This is a genomic window from Lysinibacillus sp. RS11, from assembly GCF_042019215.1.
Taxonomy (GTDB): domain Bacteria; phylum Bacillota; class Bacilli; order Bacillales_A; family Planococcaceae; genus Lysinibacillus; species Lysinibacillus xylanilyticus_A.
The window spans coordinates 1,746,416-1,764,413 of sequence record NZ_CP168124.1; the positions used below are offsets into that span (position 1 = coordinate 1,746,416).

General features: G+C 35.3%; 21 protein-coding genes and 1 pseudogene. 15 read left to right on the forward strand and 7 right to left on the reverse strand.

Annotated elements, in window-relative coordinates; all coding sequences use genetic code 11:
- Nucleotides 1-275 precede the first annotated feature (275 nt).
- From AB9L17_RS08635 to AB9L17_RS08650, 4 genes are all read right to left on the reverse strand, one after another.
- Nucleotides 276-992 carry a LutC/YkgG family protein gene (locus AB9L17_RS08635; protein ID WP_375200406.1) on the reverse strand — a complete coding sequence of 239 codons (717 nt, stop codon included), beginning with the start codon at nucleotides 990-992 and terminating at the stop codon, nucleotides 276-278.
- Nucleotides 992-2,413: a LutB/LldF family L-lactate oxidation iron-sulfur protein gene (locus AB9L17_RS08640; RefSeq protein WP_375200773.1), complete on the reverse strand. Its 1,422-nt coding sequence runs from the start codon at nucleotides 2,411-2,413 to the stop codon at nucleotides 992-994. The genes AB9L17_RS08635 and AB9L17_RS08640 overlap by 1 nt, the downstream gene beginning before the upstream one ends.
- Nucleotides 2,414-2,434: 21 nt before the next feature.
- Nucleotides 2,435-3,151 carry a (Fe-S)-binding protein gene (locus AB9L17_RS08645; protein WP_068982626.1) on the reverse strand — a complete coding sequence of 239 codons (717 nt, stop codon included), beginning with the start codon at nucleotides 3,149-3,151 and terminating at the stop codon, nucleotides 2,435-2,437.
- Between the two features lie 222 nt (nucleotides 3,152-3,373).
- Nucleotides 3,374-3,544 carry an FCD domain-containing protein gene (locus tag AB9L17_RS08650; protein WP_223557009.1) on the reverse strand — a complete coding sequence of 57 codons (171 nt, stop codon included), beginning with the start codon at nucleotides 3,542-3,544 and terminating at the stop codon, nucleotides 3,374-3,376.
- A 375-nt stretch (nucleotides 3,545-3,919) separates the two neighbouring features.
- On the opposite strand from AB9L17_RS08650, the gene AB9L17_RS08655 reads away from it, so the two are divergent.
- The 3 genes from AB9L17_RS08655 to AB9L17_RS08665 are packed head-to-tail and all read left to right on the forward strand — an operon-like array spanning nucleotide 3,920 to nucleotide 5,570.
- The gene (locus AB9L17_RS08655) at nucleotides 3,920-4,630 is read left to right on the forward strand and encodes a cytochrome c biogenesis CcdA family protein (protein WP_068983465.1); all 711 of its coding nucleotides are present in this window, start codon (nucleotides 3,920-3,922) and stop codon (nucleotides 4,628-4,630) included.
- Nucleotides 4,631-4,682: 52 nt separating this feature from the next.
- The gene (locus AB9L17_RS08660) at nucleotides 4,683-5,042 is read left to right on the forward strand and encodes a response regulator (protein ID WP_302621776.1); all 360 of its coding nucleotides are present in this window, start codon (nucleotides 4,683-4,685) and stop codon (nucleotides 5,040-5,042) included.
- A gap of 33 nt (nucleotides 5,043-5,075) precedes the next feature.
- Complete coding sequence (locus AB9L17_RS08665; RefSeq protein WP_068982625.1) at nucleotides 5,076-5,570, forward strand: CcdC family protein; 495 nt, start codon at nucleotides 5,076-5,078, stop codon at nucleotides 5,568-5,570.
- A 199-nt stretch (nucleotides 5,571-5,769) separates the two neighbouring features.
- Here AB9L17_RS08665 and AB9L17_RS08670 read toward each other — a convergent pair whose 3' ends face one another.
- Entirely contained in the window at nucleotides 5,770-6,198 is a 429-nt protein-coding gene (locus tag AB9L17_RS08670; protein ID WP_223557026.1) for a DUF2621 domain-containing protein, read from the reverse strand.
- A 121-nt stretch (nucleotides 6,199-6,319) separates the two neighbouring features.
- Here AB9L17_RS08670 and AB9L17_RS08675 point away from each other — a divergent pair, with 121 nt between their 5' ends.
- From AB9L17_RS08675 to AB9L17_RS08695, 5 genes are all read left to right on the forward strand, one after another.
- On the forward strand, nucleotides 6,320-6,535 hold the full coding sequence (locus AB9L17_RS08675) for a DUF1659 domain-containing protein (RefSeq protein WP_223557014.1): 216 nt from the start codon (nucleotides 6,320-6,322) through the stop codon (nucleotides 6,533-6,535).
- 14 nt (nucleotides 6,536-6,549) lie between these two features.
- Complete coding sequence (locus AB9L17_RS08680) at nucleotides 6,550-6,774, forward strand: DUF2922 domain-containing protein (RefSeq protein WP_068982622.1); 225 nt, start codon at nucleotides 6,550-6,552, stop codon at nucleotides 6,772-6,774.
- Between the two features lie 66 nt (nucleotides 6,775-6,840).
- Nucleotides 6,841-6,963: a YvrJ family protein gene (locus AB9L17_RS08685; protein WP_083226856.1), complete on the forward strand. Its 123-nt coding sequence runs from the start codon at nucleotides 6,841-6,843 to the stop codon at nucleotides 6,961-6,963.
- A gap of 200 nt (nucleotides 6,964-7,163) precedes the next feature.
- The gene (locus tag AB9L17_RS08690) at nucleotides 7,164-8,060 is read left to right on the forward strand and encodes a helix-turn-helix domain-containing protein (RefSeq protein WP_375200774.1); all 897 of its coding nucleotides are present in this window, start codon (nucleotides 7,164-7,166) and stop codon (nucleotides 8,058-8,060) included.
- A 278-nt stretch (nucleotides 8,061-8,338) separates the two neighbouring features.
- Entirely contained in the window at nucleotides 8,339-8,947 is a 609-nt protein-coding gene (locus AB9L17_RS08695) for a hypothetical protein (RefSeq protein ID WP_223557016.1), read from the forward strand.
- Between the two features lie 123 nt (nucleotides 8,948-9,070).
- Here the strand turns inward: AB9L17_RS08695 and AB9L17_RS08700 are convergent, their stop codons facing one another.
- Nucleotides 9,071-10,255, reverse strand: a complete 1,185-nt coding sequence (locus AB9L17_RS08700) for a hypothetical protein (protein WP_223557018.1) — start codon at nucleotides 10,253-10,255, stop codon at nucleotides 9,071-9,073.
- A 170-nt stretch (nucleotides 10,256-10,425) separates the two neighbouring features.
- The gene (locus tag AB9L17_RS08705) at nucleotides 10,426-10,581 is read right to left on the reverse strand and encodes a hypothetical protein (protein WP_175401645.1); all 156 of its coding nucleotides are present in this window, start codon (nucleotides 10,579-10,581) and stop codon (nucleotides 10,426-10,428) included.
- 649 nt (nucleotides 10,582-11,230) lie between these two features.
- On the opposite strand from AB9L17_RS08705, the gene AB9L17_RS08710 reads away from it, so the two are divergent.
- The 7 genes and pseudogenes from AB9L17_RS08710 to AB9L17_RS08740 all read left to right on the forward strand — a co-directional run bounded on the left by AB9L17_RS08710 (nucleotide 11,231) and on the right by AB9L17_RS08740 (nucleotide 17,684).
- Nucleotides 11,231-11,728, forward strand: a complete 498-nt coding sequence (locus AB9L17_RS08710) for an AAA family ATPase (protein ID WP_223557020.1) — start codon at nucleotides 11,231-11,233, stop codon at nucleotides 11,726-11,728.
- A gap of 430 nt (nucleotides 11,729-12,158) precedes the next feature.
- Entirely contained in the window at nucleotides 12,159-13,103 is a 945-nt protein-coding gene (locus tag AB9L17_RS08715; RefSeq protein ID WP_068982618.1) for a DNA/RNA non-specific endonuclease, read from the forward strand.
- 83 nt (nucleotides 13,104-13,186) lie between these two features.
- Nucleotides 13,187-13,699 carry a hypothetical protein gene (locus tag AB9L17_RS08720; protein ID WP_223557022.1) on the forward strand — a complete coding sequence of 171 codons (513 nt, stop codon included), beginning with the start codon at nucleotides 13,187-13,189 and terminating at the stop codon, nucleotides 13,697-13,699.
- 353 nt (nucleotides 13,700-14,052) lie between these two features.
- Nucleotides 14,053-14,208 (forward strand): hypothetical protein, encoded by a 156-nt coding sequence (locus tag AB9L17_RS08725; RefSeq protein ID WP_169786300.1) that lies wholly within the window; start codon nucleotides 14,053-14,055, stop codon nucleotides 14,206-14,208.
- 102 nt (nucleotides 14,209-14,310) lie between these two features.
- Complete coding sequence (locus AB9L17_RS08730; RefSeq protein WP_223557024.1) at nucleotides 14,311-14,880, forward strand: dihydrofolate reductase family protein; 570 nt, start codon at nucleotides 14,311-14,313, stop codon at nucleotides 14,878-14,880.
- 577 nt (nucleotides 14,881-15,457) lie between these two features.
- Nucleotides 15,458-15,820, forward strand: coding sequence for a DUF3221 domain-containing protein (locus AB9L17_RS08735; protein WP_323654472.1), 363 nt, complete (start codon nucleotides 15,458-15,460; stop codon nucleotides 15,818-15,820).
- A gap of 440 nt (nucleotides 15,821-16,260) precedes the next feature.
- Nucleotides 16,261-17,684 (forward strand): annotated as a pseudogene (locus AB9L17_RS08740) (IS1182 family transposase).
- Nucleotides 17,685-17,998 lie beyond the last annotated feature (314 nt).

Below are 17,998 nucleotides of genomic sequence, written 5' to 3' on the forward strand. Positions count from 1 at the left end.
AGCGATTATTGAAAGTTTATCAGCGATTCGGAACCATCCATCAACGAGATGATTCGTTTTTATCTTATTAAGATAACGAAACCAGGCATTTCTTCAACGTGAAGTATGCCTGGTTTATCTTCATTTAGTAAAACTTCCACCTCTGAAAAGGGTAAGATCAATGCAAATATGGTTCCTATTGGTGTGTGCTCAATGCTGAAATAGAGGATAAGAACGCCGAGTCCTGTGGCAATTTACCTGAGCGACAGGGGTAATGACGCCAAGGCGAAATTGATTTACCGATCCTCAATCACAATATAAGTTGCTTTAATTGGTCCATGTACACCTATGACTGGAATCATTTCGATATCCGCCGAGTTACTTGGACCTGTTATAAAGTTGATGCAGGAGGCAATTTGCTCGCCATTTCTTATTTTTTCACTAATGAACCGAGCGGCTTGGGTCATTCGTGGAACAATTGTACTTTTCGGAATCAAAATAATAGAGTTTTCTGGTAAAAAGCTGACTGATCTACCTTTATCCTTGCTACTAAACAGTACAGCAGTTCCTGATTCTGCTAATGTTATTTCACTAATCGTGATGCCAATGTTAGCTTTTTCAGCCTGGCGGATATTTTCCTCTGGTTGGGCAGAGTCCCATTCGTACAGTTGAATATTCGCTTGTGGCCACTGCTCAGTCATTAATGATGAAAGTCCATAGCTTTGAAAACGCTCGTCCTTCCACGTTATAACAGAATGACCCCCATAATTTTTAACTACTTTTTGTAATGCATCTGAAAGATTAGCTGTATTTGTTTTAAGGATTTCCGTATCAATGTATTGGCATTGATTAACTAACACCTTTACTAATTCATCTTGTGTTGCACCTTTTAGGACGCGATCTTGTGGTTGATATTGCCATGTTGGTCGTGTAAGTTCTGTTTTTGGGGCGTGCCCAAGCTGTTGCGCGATTTTTGATAAAAATAGATCTCTATTTTGAATGCTACCTGCCATTATTCCTCGCCTCCTTTTTCACGGTGTTTAAACCAGTCACGGAAACGATCTTTATTTGGAGCGGGAAAATCTCTTGCTTCCGTCCATGCTTTTAGTGGACCTGGACCATTTGAAATTTTATGATCTTTTGTAAATGGGGACATTGCTGGTGATGCCATTTTTGTCGCCATTTTATATAAGGTAGGGGAGGAAGCACCTAAACCAAAGGCCTTCATTAATAGCTTTTCCGATATAGGCGCTTTTCCTTCGTTTTCAACAATTACTTGGCGATGTCTAAGTATAAGCTGATGTAATGGAATTTTGACAGGACAAGCATCGGTACAAGCTCCACATAAAGTGGAAGCATACGGAAGCTCCTTAAAATCATCATAGCCCCCTAATAACGGTGAAAGAACGATACCTACTGGCCCTGAATAGATAGAGCCATACGTATGCCCGCCAATATGACGATAAACAGGACAGACGTTGACACAAGCTGCGCAGCGAATACATTGTAAAATAGGCTGGAATTCACTGCCTAAAATATCCGAGCGTCCATTGTCAACGATTACTAAATGGAATTCCTCTGGTCCATCAGTGTCACCTTCATCTCTGATTCCTGTTAATGTTGTAATATAGCTTGTTAGCTTTTGCCCCACGGCGCTTCTTGTTAATAAACCTACTAGCACTTCCATCTCTTCGAAGGTGGGAACGATTCTTTCCATTCCCATTACGGTAATTTGTGTTTTAGGCAAAGCTGTTACTAAATCTGCGTTCCCTTCATTGGTAACGAGTGTAATTGAGCCGCTTTCTGCAATAGCAAAGTTACAACCTGTAACGCCAATATCTGCTGTTAAATATTCGTTCCTTAATTTTTCACGTACATAAAGGGCTAGTTCCTCAGGTTTTTCTGTTTTCTCATAACCTTGCTTTTCTTTAAAAACGTCACGAATCTGCTCCTTATTTTTATGCAATGCCGGAACAACGATATGAGATGGCGGCTCGTGATCGTCTACTTGCAAAATGTATTCACCAAGATCTGTTTCAATGACTTCACACCCTAGCTGTTGTAAAGCGGCGTTTAAATTAATTTCCTCCGTGACCATGGATTTCGATTTCACGATTTTAGTAGCATTTTTCTTTTTTGCGATACGTTGAATATAGTCTGTCGCTTCTTTCGCTGTTTGCGCAAAGTAAACATGCCCACCTCTTTTAGAGACATTTTCACTCAACTGATATAAGTAATAATCTAAGTTGGCAAGCACATGCTTTCGAATTTCCTCTCCATGTGATCGCCATTCTTCCCAATGACCTAGCTCTTCAGCTTGTTTTAGCCTACGTGTTTGAAAGCGTTCTTGTGCGCTTGACACAGCTCCACGCATAAAGGTATTTTCTAATTCTTTCGTTAATCGATGTTGAAAGTCTTCATCACTTGTTTTCATTGACAACTCTTTTACCCCCTTTTAGCGGCAGTTTAATACTTCCGCAATATGCATGACTCTAATAGGCTTTCCTAGTCGATTCAGTCGCCCACCAATATTGATTAAGCAGCCAGCGTCAGCACCGATTAGAATGTCTGCCCCTGTTTCGTCAACATTCTGTACTTTTTCATTGACCATTTCTCCTGAGATATCGCCCATTTTTACCGAAAATGTTCCACCAAATCCACAGCATCGTTCTTTCCCTGGAAGTTCTACATACTGTAATCCTTCGACATGATTTAATAGTTTAAATGGTGCTTCCGTAACACCGAGCAGTCGTGTCATATGACAGGAGGTATGATAAGTAGCTTTGCCCTCTAAACGCGCGCCTACATCCTCGATCTTTAATACATCTACAATAAACTCTGTAAACTCATATGTTTTATCCGCTAATGCTTGGGCTTTCGGCTCCCAAACAGGATCTCCCTTAAATACTTCTGCATATTCCTTAAACATAAAAGCACAGGAACCAGAAGGGGAGACAACATATTCGGCATGTTCAAAGGCTGTGATCATTTTTTTCATGGCGTTTTTAGATTCTTTTACATAGCCACTATTGTAGGCAGGCTGTCCACAGCAAATTTGATTTTCTGGAAAGTCAAGGTCACAGCCGAGTCTTTCAAGAACTTTGACAACAGCTTTTCCTACATCTCCTTGAAACATATCAACTAAACAAGTTGCAAATAGAGTTACTTTCATAATAATCGCTCCTTCGTGTTTCCATTTCCGTTATAAACAACGAATCAACAGGTCATCAGATGACTTAGTGGGTAATATATTGCTACTACATCTTATGAATTTCATAAAAGGCAATGCTCCTATTATAAAAACTAGGCAGTTGCTGTAATTTTATCCTGTAAAAAATCAGTGGGAATGAAGTAACCCCACTGATTAAAGCTTCACTTTATAGATTCGGTCGTTTCAAAAACCTTCTCCATTACATAAATGCGAAGCCATCGCATGCTTTGCTAGCTCCTCATTTTGCTGTTTAATTGCGAGGAAAATTTGTCGATGTTCATCATACAGTTTTGCACTTGTTGTATTTTTAGAGTATAACCAAATTCGGCGTGTTTCTTTCATTGTTTCGATCATGAAGTTAGAGACCTGGTCTACTATTGTTGAATTCGGATGAGTATGAAAAATGGTTAAACGTCAGTGTGTACTATTCAACTAAAAGCTACAAAAAACCTTACTGCATGAACGGTGGGAGTAGTCACATAAAATGATATGTAGAATTATGGTGAATTTTGTTGACAGATAATACGAGGGGGGCGCATAATGCATAAGTACATTAACAAATACACCTTGGTGTAATGGCGTTTGAAAATTATATTGGGTATGATAGTATGCTGGAACTTCACTTTTTCAACACCTTTTTGTCAAGAAACGTTCACAAACAGAGAGGGAGCAATTTACAGTGATTTTTGGTACGATGAAGGCAGTAACTGTAAGGAGCGAATGAAAAATATGGAAACTGATATTAACGTATTTTTAGCTTTCGGTGCAGGGTTTTTAAGCTTTATTTCACCGTGTACCCTTCCACTGTATCCAGCATTTTTATCATACATAACAGGTATGACATTAGATGAGCTAAAATCGGAACGAGGCATGATGCAAAAGCGTGCTATTTTGCATACATTATTCTTTTTATTAGGATTTTCAATTATTTTTATAATAATTGGACTAGGTGCATCATATGCAGCAGAGTTTTTCCTAAATTATCAAACATTATTACGTCAGGTTGGTGCCATTTTAATCGTTGTATTTGGTTTAATGATTGTGGGATTACTACAAATTGACTTTTTAATGAAGGATCGAAAATTCCAATTTAAAAATAGACCATCTGGTTATTTTGGATCAATATTAATCGGTATAGCTTTTGCGGCGGGCTGGACACCATGTACAGGTCCAATATTAGCGTCGATTATTTCTTTAGCAAGTGCAAATCCAAGCTCAGGCTTTAGCTATATGTTAGCTTACTATCTAGGCTTTGCGATTCCATTCTTCGTGTTATCTTTCTTTATTTCACGAATGACGTGGATTCGTACACACAGCCAAAAAATTGTGAAAATCGGCGGTTATATTATGATTGTCGTTGGGGTATTGTTATTCTTTGATGGATTAACGTATATAACACGCGTTTTACAGCCTATTTTTGGTGGATTCTCGGGCTTTTAATCTACTAAACTAAAGAGACATACCGTACTTTAACGTGGAGGGAGATGAACATGTGCCTACAGTTCTAGTAGTAGATGATACGCTATTTATGCGTGTTGCAATAAGTAATATGTTAACCGAATGGGGTTATGAGGTAGTCGGTCAGGCTGCCAATGGTAAAGAAGCTGTAGCTATGTATCGTGAGTTACAACCAGATCTTGTAACGATGGATGTAACAATGCCCGTTATGACAGGTATCGCAGCAGTAAAAGAAATCATCCCTGAATTTCCAAATGCAAAAATAATTATGATTACGGCTTTAGGACAACAGAAGTTAATCGTGGAAGCGATTGAAAGTGGTGCGAAGGATTTTATCACAAAGCCTTTCGAGCCAGCAAGATTAAAAGCTGTAGTTGATCAATTAATTGGATAAAATTATTAATTTGACATTAGAGGAGGAATTTTTATGTTTAGCAATATCCCTTCTCAATATTATGTTATAGGTTCAACTATAATGGCTATTGTTATGGGTAGCTTTGTCATGGTTTTACGTATGCGCGCATCCAAGAAACCAACAAATGAGAAGAAAATTATCATTCCACCTATTGCAATGTCTTCAGGTGCGGTAATGTTTTTATTTGAACAATTTCGAGTGTCGCCTATGGAGATTCTGGAGGCGTCAGCAGTCGGTATTTTGTTCTCGACAATCTTAATTGCCACTTCTAAATTTGAAGTAAAAGGGCAAGACATTTATTTAAAACGTTCAAAAGCATTCGCTTTTATCCTAATAGGGTTATTAATATTCCGTATTATTGCAAAAATGATATTAAGTAGCTCCATTGACGTTGGCGAATTAGCAGGAATGTTCTGGATTTTGGCATTTGCCATGTTAGTCCCTTGGCGAATCGCAATGCTGATCCAGTTTAAAAGAATTAAAAAGACCATTCCACTGAAGGATTGATAATAGAAAACTACACTAGAGGTTTAGTCTAGTGTAGTTTTTTTGTTTAGAGTTAGTTTTTTATTAGAATCGCGTGAAAGAAAGGGGCTAAACTCTTAACTATCCAATTCTATCAGGATGAATATTGAAAAACTTTTTGTATGATGAAACTTCACGAAGGATAGTAAAAACGCTGCACAGATTTTTGTGCAGCGTTCCCTTAATTAAATAGATGTTCATATGGAGCGATGTCAATTTGCATTTCATCTAATTTTTTACGTAAAAATTTATGGTCGCGCTTAGGCGTTGCTTGAATATAGCCACGAATAATCAAATCATGATTAATGGCAGATGCTTTTTCTTCTAAAGCAAGCTCGCCAATTTTTCCTGCTATTTTTTCCTTTGCTACTTGTCTAAATAGCTCAGGTACAGGGCTTACAAGTTCATATAAAAGCTCTTTCTCAGGTTGTCCCCATAAATGAATGGTCTTATCTAAATAATACTCTTGCCAATCTAAATCAGATTTACCGTCTTGCTTCGGTAAAGCCTTTAAAAATTTGCGGAACATAAAAAATCCGCCTATCCCCATAAACGTAATGAGCACAACTACCCAAAATAGGATAAACCATAAAAACCAACCTTCTAACAAATCGTTCACCTCTTTGTCTTCTCTCACTCTATTATAAAAGCTTAAATAAAAAAATTCATCCTTAATGTCCCTTTTTTAGCAATAAGTCTGTATATATTGTGTAAGAAAGGAGGTGATCCTCATGGCAAATGTCAATTTCTTAGGTGCAACTTTTCGTTTAAAGTATGTCACTGGACACAATGATCAAAATGAGCCAATGTTCACAACTCAAACGTACCGTAATTTAAACGGCTCGCATACGGCAGAGGAATTAGTAGCGGTAGCTTCTGGAATTGCTAGTCTTTCCTCGTACACACTAGATAGTATTGTAAAACAAGAAACAACAGATTTATCCTAAAGGAGGGAAAAGCTATGACACAAGTTTTAGAGCTGCAATTTGAAACAGCAACAGGGAAGACAGCAACGATAGTGATTGATGCACCGAAACCGAAAGTAACAGCGGCAGAAATTCAAAAGGTAATGCAAACGATCATTACTAAAAATGTTTTTGGTGGACAAGCTGGTGCTCTGGTTGCCATAAGCCGGGCACGAATCGTTGATCGACAAGTGACGGAATTTAAATTAGAAGTAGAATAATCAAGAATGGTCTTTGCAGAATGTTCTGCGGAGACCATTTTTAGCAAAAGTAGAGGAGGAATTCACATGGAACAGTGGTTAAACATGATATCGGATGTCGGCTTTCCTATCTTAGTGTCGTTTTATCTACTACACCGGGTAGAAGTTAAACTGGATGCTATTCATGATGCACTTGTCTCCTTAAAGTGATATGGATTTGTGGAGGACAAAGCGCATAGAGAACGTCCCGTGCATTTCTATAATTGGATAAATGAGCGTGATGGCCTTCCACAATCAATAGGTAGTAGACCATCAATTTGATAACTGGTTGGAATGGTGATTTTTTATATACCTGATTGAATGCTGGATGAGACCAGGAACAGGAACAGGATGAAAGTGAGGTGAAAACGATGGCATTTGAATACTTAGCAACTTATAAAACATTTGAAACAGTAGCAGATATGGATAAGAGTGTGGAGGACCATATGGCGGCACATTATTATGACCTTACAGAATCAGAACGTGCCATCGTTTTCAAGTTAGCTTCACACAGTTTGGAACATCCAGGAGTGTGCCACTTAAAAGCAAGTACCATTGCTACAGCATTAGAGATCAGTACAAAGACAGTTTATCGAGCTATTTCAAAATTGGAATCGCTAGGCATCGTAAAAAAAGAAACGACTGTAAGAAGTAAAGGTGGTCAAGGTGCAAGCATTTATATCATTTTGCCTTACAATGTCTCACCGTCAATGTCCGACCATGAAAATGCTGAAAACCCTTGTGAGAGTAACGTTTGTCCTTCACAATCTGAAAACCAATCTTTAAACTCTTTTAATCTTTTAAGTTCTAAACAAGCAAATAATAATGTATGTGAATTAGAAAATGAATTGGCTTTGCAAGCTGAAAAGAAAAAAGAATACATGAACGAGTACCAGGAGATGCTATTTGATTTCATGAATAGCTTGCCATTAGCGGATAACTTAAAAGATGAATTGTATAAATGCGTATTGGCTACTCAGGTTCAAAGTGCAACTGACTTCATTCAAGCTAAAAATGTTCTATTCAAAATCGCTATGGATATTAAAGAGGGTGTACTAACTGTTTCTAGTACATTAAGAGCCGTGTTTGTAGGGGCTTACTGTAAGGCTGTAAAGCGTTTAAATAGTAAGACGATTAATCCATTAGCCGGGGAGGACAAAGTGCATAGAGAACGTCCAGTGCCATTCTATAATTGGTTAAATGAACGTGATAGCCTTCCACAATCAATGAATATTAGACCAACGATAGATAATTGGTTGGAATGGTAGAAAGGGGAATAATTTATGAGTCATTTTGAATACATGAAACAACAGGAGCAACTAACTATATTTGATTTTCTTTCTTCCGTGAATCGGACCATGGACTGATTGTGGACCGAAAGCCTTCCACATTTGTTAGTAAAGCTGTTGAAAAGAAGAAGACTAAAGGAGCAAGTAAGAGGGGTTACATTGTACGAAAAATATCATTACGAGCCTCTATCATATGGAGAATAATTATATTTTTTGAAACAATTTCAAATCATTTACGTATAAATAGGTAATACATAATGAAAGGTTTGATAGATTTTATGTTAGTTGAAATAAAAGAGGCTTTCCTTTTCATATTGGACATCTATAAAGGAAATTTACCTCAACCTGATTTATATTTACTTGGAGTAACTATGGTTATTCTGTCTCTTGCTGAAATTATTCAAGAAATAAGAACAAAACCAAGTGAAAGTAAAAAATGGGGTATTGTATATTTAAAATGGATTCCCATCTCATTCTTAATTTGTTCTATCTATTTATCTGGTTTTTATTTTATTGTAAATATGTTTAATAATGTATTTTCGACACCTGAAGTTTTTCATCAGCAACAAAGTTTACGCTCAATTGCGATAATGTCTTTAACTATGGCGAGCGTTGCTTCTTTAATTGTTTCCGTTTGGAAATTAAACACCTGGTTTAAAGCTAAAAATGTCTTATTTCCCTTTATTATTAATTCATTGTTTATAGTTATCGGTATGTACATAATAAATATTACTTGGTATGAAATTATTAAATTACCATTATGGTGTTATGGATTAATTGGAGTGATAAATACAATATTTATGTACTTTTTATTATGGGAAGAGGAAGAAGAATTGGAGCAAATGCAAAGTAACAATATACAATAATTCGCATAATCAAACTGTGTATATGATAACCATAAAATGACCACTCCGTGTGCTGGGATAAGAAAGGGGTTAATCCCTAATCATTGTTTAATGACTTTTAGGATAACCCCCAATTTTTACTGGTTAATGCTGTGGAAGATAGTCTTGGCCGTTTATCGTTACTTTAGAAGCTGATATAAGAATTTCTTTATTTGCTTCAAAATATGGGTCTAAAATATTGTAAAATGCTTCCCATTTTGCTTCAGTTTTTTCTTGTTCTTTTTCATCAAGAGCTAAGATTTCTTCATAAAGCTGTTTTAATTGCTTGCTATCAACTTCACTCACTTCAAATTCAAAGTCAGCCATGTATTCTTCAAATGTTTGAGGCTTTTCGAATTGTTTTAAAAGTCCATAGAATTCTTCGTGTAGTTTATCATACATCTCATCATTTTCAACTTTTAATGCTTTTTGTAAATCCTCATGAAGAGTTTTTAGTTTGGCTAAAGTTTCAGCGGGGATATCTAATAATTCCGTGACTTCCATATAGCTATCCATAAATTCTTCAAATGTTTCTGGCGGATTTAGTTCTTCTAAATATGGTTGTAGGATTTTATAAAATTCATCAAGTTTTTCATTAGCTTTTTCTTCATCACCATTTTTTTCAAGCTTTACCCATTCGGTATAAATAGCTTTAAGCTGTGTAGTATCGTTTTCTTTAATAACGATATTTTTCTCATTAAATCCGTAATCCTGTATAAATTCTTCGAAAGATTGTGGTTGCCAAGCAGCTAAATAATATGGCTTTGTAATTTTATACATTTCTTCGTGAATTGTTTCTATTTCTTCATATTTCTTTTCAATCTCTTCTTCAGTCGCTTCTTTTTCTATTTCAGCTGACACCTCTTTTTTTAGCTGTTTGATTTCATTAAACATTTTTTCTAATTTTGTTAAATCTTCTTCTGTTACCTCTTTAGGTAAGCCTTTTTTAAATACGTCAAACGTGTAAAAGTCGGAATAATTCTCTACTAAGCTACCTTCTATAGAAATTTCTTGTCCTTCTACTAAATTCATTTTTTCTAATTGCTCATCTGAAAATTTAAATAAACTGATGAAGTAATTTTTACCATCTCTCCCCTTAAGGATCATTCCATCGCTCTCGCTGTAGATGTCTTTAATAGTTCCTGTAATTTTTTGTTCAAGTTGAACGGTAATACTGCTATGATCTGTTGTTTCTACTGATGCAGCTCCTGCTTGAAGTGGTGTCAGAACAGCCATTCCTATTGTAAGTGCAGAGGCAACCATCCAAGTTTTTTTAATCGGTTTTTTCATATGTATTTCTCCTTTTTTAAAAAAAAATAGTTTTTACCAATAAATGGACGATTTGCCATCTAAAAAGTTCGTAGTTTTATAAATAAATTAGTTTTTTTAATTAAATAACCAGAAAAAAGACCACTCCGAATGGGTGGTCAAAAGAATAAAACACTAAATAGCAGCCTTAGTTATAACGAAGTTGATTTACTTTTTTTCGCATTTCTAACGTCTCCAGGTGGGCGAGTGGGTTCAGTATGTTCATCACGCACATTAGGTTTTTTAATATTTGATTGTTTTGTTGACTCGTCTGTTGCAAATTCTGTATCTTTTTTATCCCTTTTCATTTCGACACCTCCTAAAGATATTATTTAACTTAACTAATAAAATATACTTTGTTTATGAGTGGTCTAAAAACGAGGTAAACAAAAGGTATATAGTCATAAACCGTTGATATATCAATGTTTTAGTATGTCCTCCTGAGACGGATCAAGGTTCAAATAGAACAAGTTTGAACCAACTGAAAAGCGCTTCAAATCCTTTAATATCAAGGATTTGGGGTACTTTTCCTTTTTTGAGAATACGTAAATAGGGTTCCTAGAAAGGGCAGTTTCACGATGAAAATTCATAATGTAGGTTTATATAAAAGTTTGATTAAAATCATCTCACCTCTTGTATACGGATAATAAAGTTGTTTAATTTACAATAAAGTCGTTTGAAAAATAATAAATGGATTTAAAAATGTGAGTTAATTAATTCAACAAACGGGACATATTCTTGAATAAAGGTTAAAATAAGCAGGTCTTAGGGGGTGTTAATATCCTAAAACATTAAAAAATTTAATTTAAAATTAAAGACCCGATTTAGATATTGAATATTTAAAACTGAATATTCATACTAAAAAAAGACAGTTACTATTACTAATAACGTAGGTTGTAAATTATAGTATTACAAGGTGGGGCAACAACCAATTTAATAAGCCCGGAGGAATAGAATATGAAACAATTGGGGACTCTATACTTTTTCTGTGGAAAAATGGGAGCAGGAAAATCAACTAAATCAAAACAATTGGCTATAGAAAAACATGCGGTACTGTTATCTGAGGATGAATGGCTTTCATCTCTTTATCCCAATCAAATCACATCATTTGAGGATTATCTAAAATTTTCAGCGCAGCTCAAGCCGATGGTGAAAAAGCTTGTCCAAAACATATTAAGTGTTGGTACAGATGTAGTGATGGATTTTCCAGGTAACACTCAAAAACAGCGAAAGTGGTTTTTGGATATAGCATCAGAGGTCAATGCAAACCATCAACTAATTTTCCTTAATATAAATAACGAGCAATGCTTAAGTCAAATTGCACAAAGGCGTAACGAACAACCCGAAAGAGCAGCTTTTGACACGGAGGCGATGTTTATTCATGTTACTAAATTTTTTGAAGCACCAGAAGCATCCGAGGGTTTAAATGTTTTAGAGTTTAATAGAAAAGAATAACAAGGAGTTCAACATAGCGTTATAGTACCAGAAAAATAATTTGCTGAACTAACCCGCCAATAGAAACCCCTTTGGAATTCGACAATCAGCTAATAGAAGCTAACTGTTATTTAGTTATCGGGCGCGTTTATTTAGGAACGCGTCTTTTTCTTTTAAAGGGCCATATTATTTGAATAATACATGTTAATGAAATACGGTTAGTGTTTATACTTGAAACCGTTCCCACAATTTTTTATATTTGAAAAATATAATGCAATGGACTCTACTAATCTTTATTGGAATTTAACACTACATACTTCGAAATAAAGTATCTACTGTAATAAAATTAATATTGTATTATACTATTTTAAATAGGTTAACAATGTTAATTTATGTTTTATTCAAAGATCTCTAGAACGATCAGTAAAAAAATAGTACGAGGAGTCCTAAAATGAAAAAGAAAATAAACTATTTAATCTTACTTTTAACTGCCATCTTTACAGTTGGTTGTACTAACGTAGAAGATGTATCGAATACTGATGGGAAAGCTGATTCACAAGAAGTAACTACAAAAAATAGTGAAAAAGAAAAAACTACGACTGAAAAACAAGTAGTAGAGGAAACATCAACTCAATCAAAAGATCAACTGTTCAAAGGTTACAAACTAATTGAAGTTGATGGTGGTGATTTGTCTGGACATCGCGAACCTAACGTCGTCGTTGACATTGGTTTTGGGGACCGAGAGTATTGGTCCTTTACGAATGAACACGGGCAATTAGTCCGTGTCATTGCTAACGAAATCGTTCTACAAGATGATCGTACCGAACCTGTAACATCGTCTGGCAGATACTACGCTGATGAAGCAAAAGTTCCTGGTGTCGAAAGAGCAGATTTAGATGAAGGACATATTATTGCAGATTCTCTTGGTGGGGTATCAAATGCTTATAATATTACGCCACAAGATAGTACGCTTAACCGACATGGTGATCAAGCGTATATGGAAGACGCTATTCGTAAAGCTGGTGGAGCTACTAATTTTGAAGCAATAATCACATATCCTAATACGGAAACGCAGATTCCTTCTCATTACAAGTACACTTACACTTTAAAAGGGAATAAAATTGTAGATGAGTATGATAACGGCAACCCTGATGAAATAAATAAATCTCTAGGATTAACTGAAAGTAAATCAACTAACTCAAATAAGTCAACAAGTTCTAATAAGTCCAATGCTTTGAATGGCACTGAAGATATTTCTAGCGTGGATACAGATGGAAATGGTCAAGTAACGATTAAAGAAGCAAAAGCAGCAGGTTATAGCATGCCAATATCGAGTGATCACTGGTTATACCCATATATGCAAGATAATGATAACGACGGTATGGTAGGGGAATAAGCACCTAGAACTCCAGGCAAAGTAAATGAATGAAATAAACGGATGACTTTAAAGAAACAATCCGGCGCGATTGTGGTAGAACCATGATGAGTGGCACAGATGAATCTTTACGCCCCCAAAAAAGTCGTATTACGATTTTTGATGAGCCTATTATTTGTAATTTTTGTACACATGATGTGTTTATTCCTTATGAAATATATGTAAATGTTGAACAGCCAGGTATTGGTGTACGTCATGTTCGATACATAGCAATTTGTCAGCATTGTGGTCAAGCGAAAAATTTTAGCGACCCTAGCTATTACGATGCCGAAAATGATACTTTCATTTGGGCATTGAATCAGTATTTAATTTCCGTTAGAGAATATAAGATTAAAATTATATTTTATATCGGGAAAAGAAGTGATGATAAATTAACGGCTTTTCTAAATAAGCTTATTGAACAAAATATAGAGGTAGAAAATGTTCATCGAGTAAAAACTGAAGTAATAGTACTAGCAACAATATCTAGCCTAAATGAAATACAAACGGTTAGATCTACAATAATGAATTCTGCGATGCGATTAAATGTAACGATTAAGAACTTAATCATTAAATAAGATTCTAATAGGTCTTGATAAATTATAGAAACTTATAAGGTAATTATACAATTCAATTCAAAATAACCTCCCATTCAAAATTGAATGAGGGGGTTATTTTGGCTACTAATGATTGTTATGTTCCCTAATGAAGCTTGGGAACAACTCAAACAGCGACAAACACTGTTAAATCACTGTTTGTCGCTGTTTTTTATAGAAAATAACACTCTGAGACGCTGCGAAAAATAATTTTAAAGAAGACTGTTCGATCCACTTGTTCTGAATGGCGATAACCTATAAATAGAATCTCAATGAAATGTACCCAAAGGACGCTTTTGGAATGTTAAACTTTAATTACACGAGGGGGCGAAAAAATGGATTATACTAAAATCTATAATGAGGAACTGATTGCCTTAGTAAAAGAGAAAATAAAGTCAGTCGGTGAAATTAAAGCTGTGAAATTTTTGAGAGAGCAAACAGGTATGTCCTTAATACAGGCAAAAAAATTTGTAGATTTTTGTAAAGAATAGACATAAAAATTAGAGTCATACAATTGGGCGCAATTCTTGAAGGTGAATTGTGCCTTTTCAGCAACTGGTCCAGATTCTTGAACAACTAAAGGAGGGAAAATAATGTCCTATGAAGTAGGAACAAGAAAAATAATTTTAGATTTAGCTGTTTCCCTAGACGGATTTATTGAAGGGAAAAATGGTGAAGTTGATTGGTGCATAATGGACCCTGAAATGGAGTTTACTAATTTCCTAAATCAAATTGATACAATTTTGTATGGAAGAAAAAGTTACGATTTATGGGGACAATATACTCCAACAACTGGGGCTCCTGATGACGAAAAAGAAATGTGGGAGTTGGTTCACGGCAAGGAAAAATATGTGTTTTCTAGAACGCAAAAAGGGTCTGACAGTAAAGCAATATTTGTAAATAAAAATATTCCCGAGGAAGTAAATAAATTAAAGAATAATCCTGGTAAAGACATATGGTTATACGGTGGGGCAAGTCTCATCACGACTTTTATTGATTTAGGGCTTGTCGATGAGTTTAGATTATCTGTTCATCCTGTAGTATTGGGAGAGGGAAGACCGTTATTTGTTGATATAAAACAAAGATTGAATTTAAATTTGATGAATACAAGGACTTTTTCCTCCGGAGTTGTTCAACTAATCTACCATTCAAACAGAATTTAAATATCATTTGGGGATACCAGACTATAAATTTCATTACTACAGCAAACGGGCGCAATTCTTGAAGATGAATTGTGCCTTTTCAGCAATAGGGCCATTTTCTAGGGATACTTTCGCTATTCGGCATTGTATTTGCCGTACTATCAAAGAAATGGTTGTCAGGAATATTGGGTGTTTTATTAAATGGCGGAGTCTTAGTTTTTGTATATTTCCTAGTACTAGCTAGGGGAATTGCTGGTTAGATTCTCCATGGATGTATTCAACAAAAAGAGTATTAATCCAACAAGGATTTATAAAGTATACAAAATAAACCTAATAAACGTTTCCAAATAAAAGCTTGGTCACATTTCAAACAGCGACAAACACTGATTTAACAGTGTTTGTCGCTGTTTTTATTAGAAAATAACACTCTAAGGCGCTGCGAAAAATAATTTTAAAGAAGACTGTTCGATCCACTTGTTCTGAATGGCGGAAACAATCTCAATGAAATGTTACCAAAGGACGCTTTGGGAGCTTTATTTATTAAAAGTTGTAACTTAAACTATTTTAAAAAAGGCAATTTCAATAAGAGGGGAGATTTATGAAAAAACTACTTGGTTTAGCAATTGCATTGAGTTTCCTAATAGTTGGTTGTGGACAAGAAGAAACAAATTTGGAACATCAAGAAGGCATTATTGTGGGTATAAAAGAGATAGAGAATCAAGATGGGTGGAGCCAAATATTGGTCGTACCAAATATCAGTGAAGGAGATATTTCCAATAAGAAGGATGTTGAGTTAATAAAAATAGCTCAAGAAAAAGAAGGAGCATATTATGGTTTCGAAACTGGTAAGCACGAAGATTTAGAAGTAGGAGCCCACGTAATTGTATATTGGAATGGGCAACAATTAGATTCGAATCCCCCTCAACGTAGAATAGAAAAGGTAGATATAATATCAAAATAACCTACATTTCTATTTTTATTAAATTTAAAAGCACCTTAGCTCGCTTAAGATTATATAGTATGCAAACAAATTTTAAATAACGTTCCCAAATGAAAGTTAGGAAACATACCAAAAAGCCATGAATGTTGTTACATCAACCTTTCGTTGCTTTTCTTATGAAGATTATTTATACAGCTTTTTATGCATTTTTGTTAAAAGTCAGTCATAGCAGTGGTGTGCGGGCATTTAGCATAAGGTTGCACTATCGGCTTTGATGAATAAAATTGTGCATATTCTTAACGTTGTAAATCCGCATTTTTCTGACAAGACCCCCAACCATTTTGGAGGGCACTGAAAAAGTCCAAAATTTAATTTAAGCAGTGAAAAGTTCGATTGTATCGAACTTTCCACTGCTTTTTGTTTTATACTAAGGTTATCAATGTATGTAGGTGGTATTTAAAATGATTTCAAACCAAGAAACGCTGAAACTCAGCCCTTTTATGGCGATCTATGATATCGTCGTACCCAAAAATAATATGCTTCGCCAAATCAATGAACTTGTCGATTTCTCATTTATTTTAGATGAGTTGAAAACTAAATATTGTCTCGATAATGGTCGCAATGCTGTGCCTCCTATTCGTATGTTCAAATATTTATTATTAAAAGCGATTTATGATGTATCCGATGAAGATCTTGTTGAACGCTCGAAATACGACATGTCCTTCAAATACTTCTTAGATATGACGCCTGAAGAAGATGTCATTCATTCAAGTTCATTAACGAAATTTCGCCGACTCCGTCTTCAAGATATGGGTTTATTAGATTTGTTGATTGGAAAAACGGTAGAGATTGCGTTAGAGAAGAACATCATTTCGAGTAAAACAATTATTGTTGATGCCACACATACAAATGCACGTTACAATCAAAAATCACCAAAGGAATTTTTACAGGAAAAATCAAAAAACGTCCGTAAAGCTGTCCCAAAACCACTTCTAATGAAGTAAAGGATGAACTCGATTATTGCCGTCAAGTTGTAGAAATCGTGGAAGCACAACACAAAATAGCGAGTATCCCTGCTGTCACAGAAAAATTAAATGTTTTAAAAGAAGTAGTCGAAGATTTTGAAGTACAACTTAGTTATTCCGCAGACCCAGACGCACGTGTTGGTCACAAATCAGTGGACTCTTCTTTCTTTGGCTTTAAAACGCATATTGCTATGAGCGACGAACGCATCATTACAGCCGCTGTCGTGACAACAGGTGAGAAAATTGATGGAAAATACTTAAAAGAATTAATAGAAAAAAGTAAAACAACGGGTATAGAAATTGACACAGTAATCGGTGATGCAGCTTATTCAGAGAAAGATAATCTCCAATTAGCTAAAACAGAAGAATTTCAACTTGTATCAAAACTAAATCCGCAGATTACACAAGATGGACGTACGAAAGAAGAAGAATTTGAGTTTAATAAAGATGCTGGTATGTATGTGTGTAAAGCAGGACATATGGCAATTCGCACAGCACGTACGAATAAAAAGAATGTCGGAAAGAATCAACGTCAAACCTATTATTTTGACATAGAAAAATGTAAAGTGTGTCCTTTGCGTGAAGGTTGTTATAAAGAAGATGCTAAAAGTAAGACCTATTCGGTGACCATAAAATCGATGGAACACGCAGAACAGGAAGTCTTTCAGAACACAGATGATTTCAAAGGACTGGCGCGTTCACGTTATAAAATTGAAGCCAAAAACAGTGAGTTAAAGAACGGACACGGGTATGATGTAGCATCATCTGCGGGTCTATTTGGCATGGAAATGCAAGGAGCCACAACTATATTCGTCGTCAATTTGAAACGGATACTCACGTTATTGAAAGAAAAAGAGTAAAATAACCGAAAGAAATAGGCGACTTCCTGTTCAAAGTTGAACAAGAAGTCGCCTATTTTTATCTGAAATGAACCTACAAATTTAAAAACGTAAGTTTTTCAGTACCCTCGAAATATTCTAGAGGCTTTTACTCCTTTTCAATATTGTTCCAAAACCCAAAGGAAATACAATATTTTTGAACTGAGAGTAAGGTAATTATTTTTAAGAAGAAACAGCAAAGGTAACCTTAGTTGATCCATTAACGGCGCGATTGTTTAATAAGTGTCGCTGTTATTCTTCAACTAAACGGGTACTTTACTTGAAGAAATAAATTT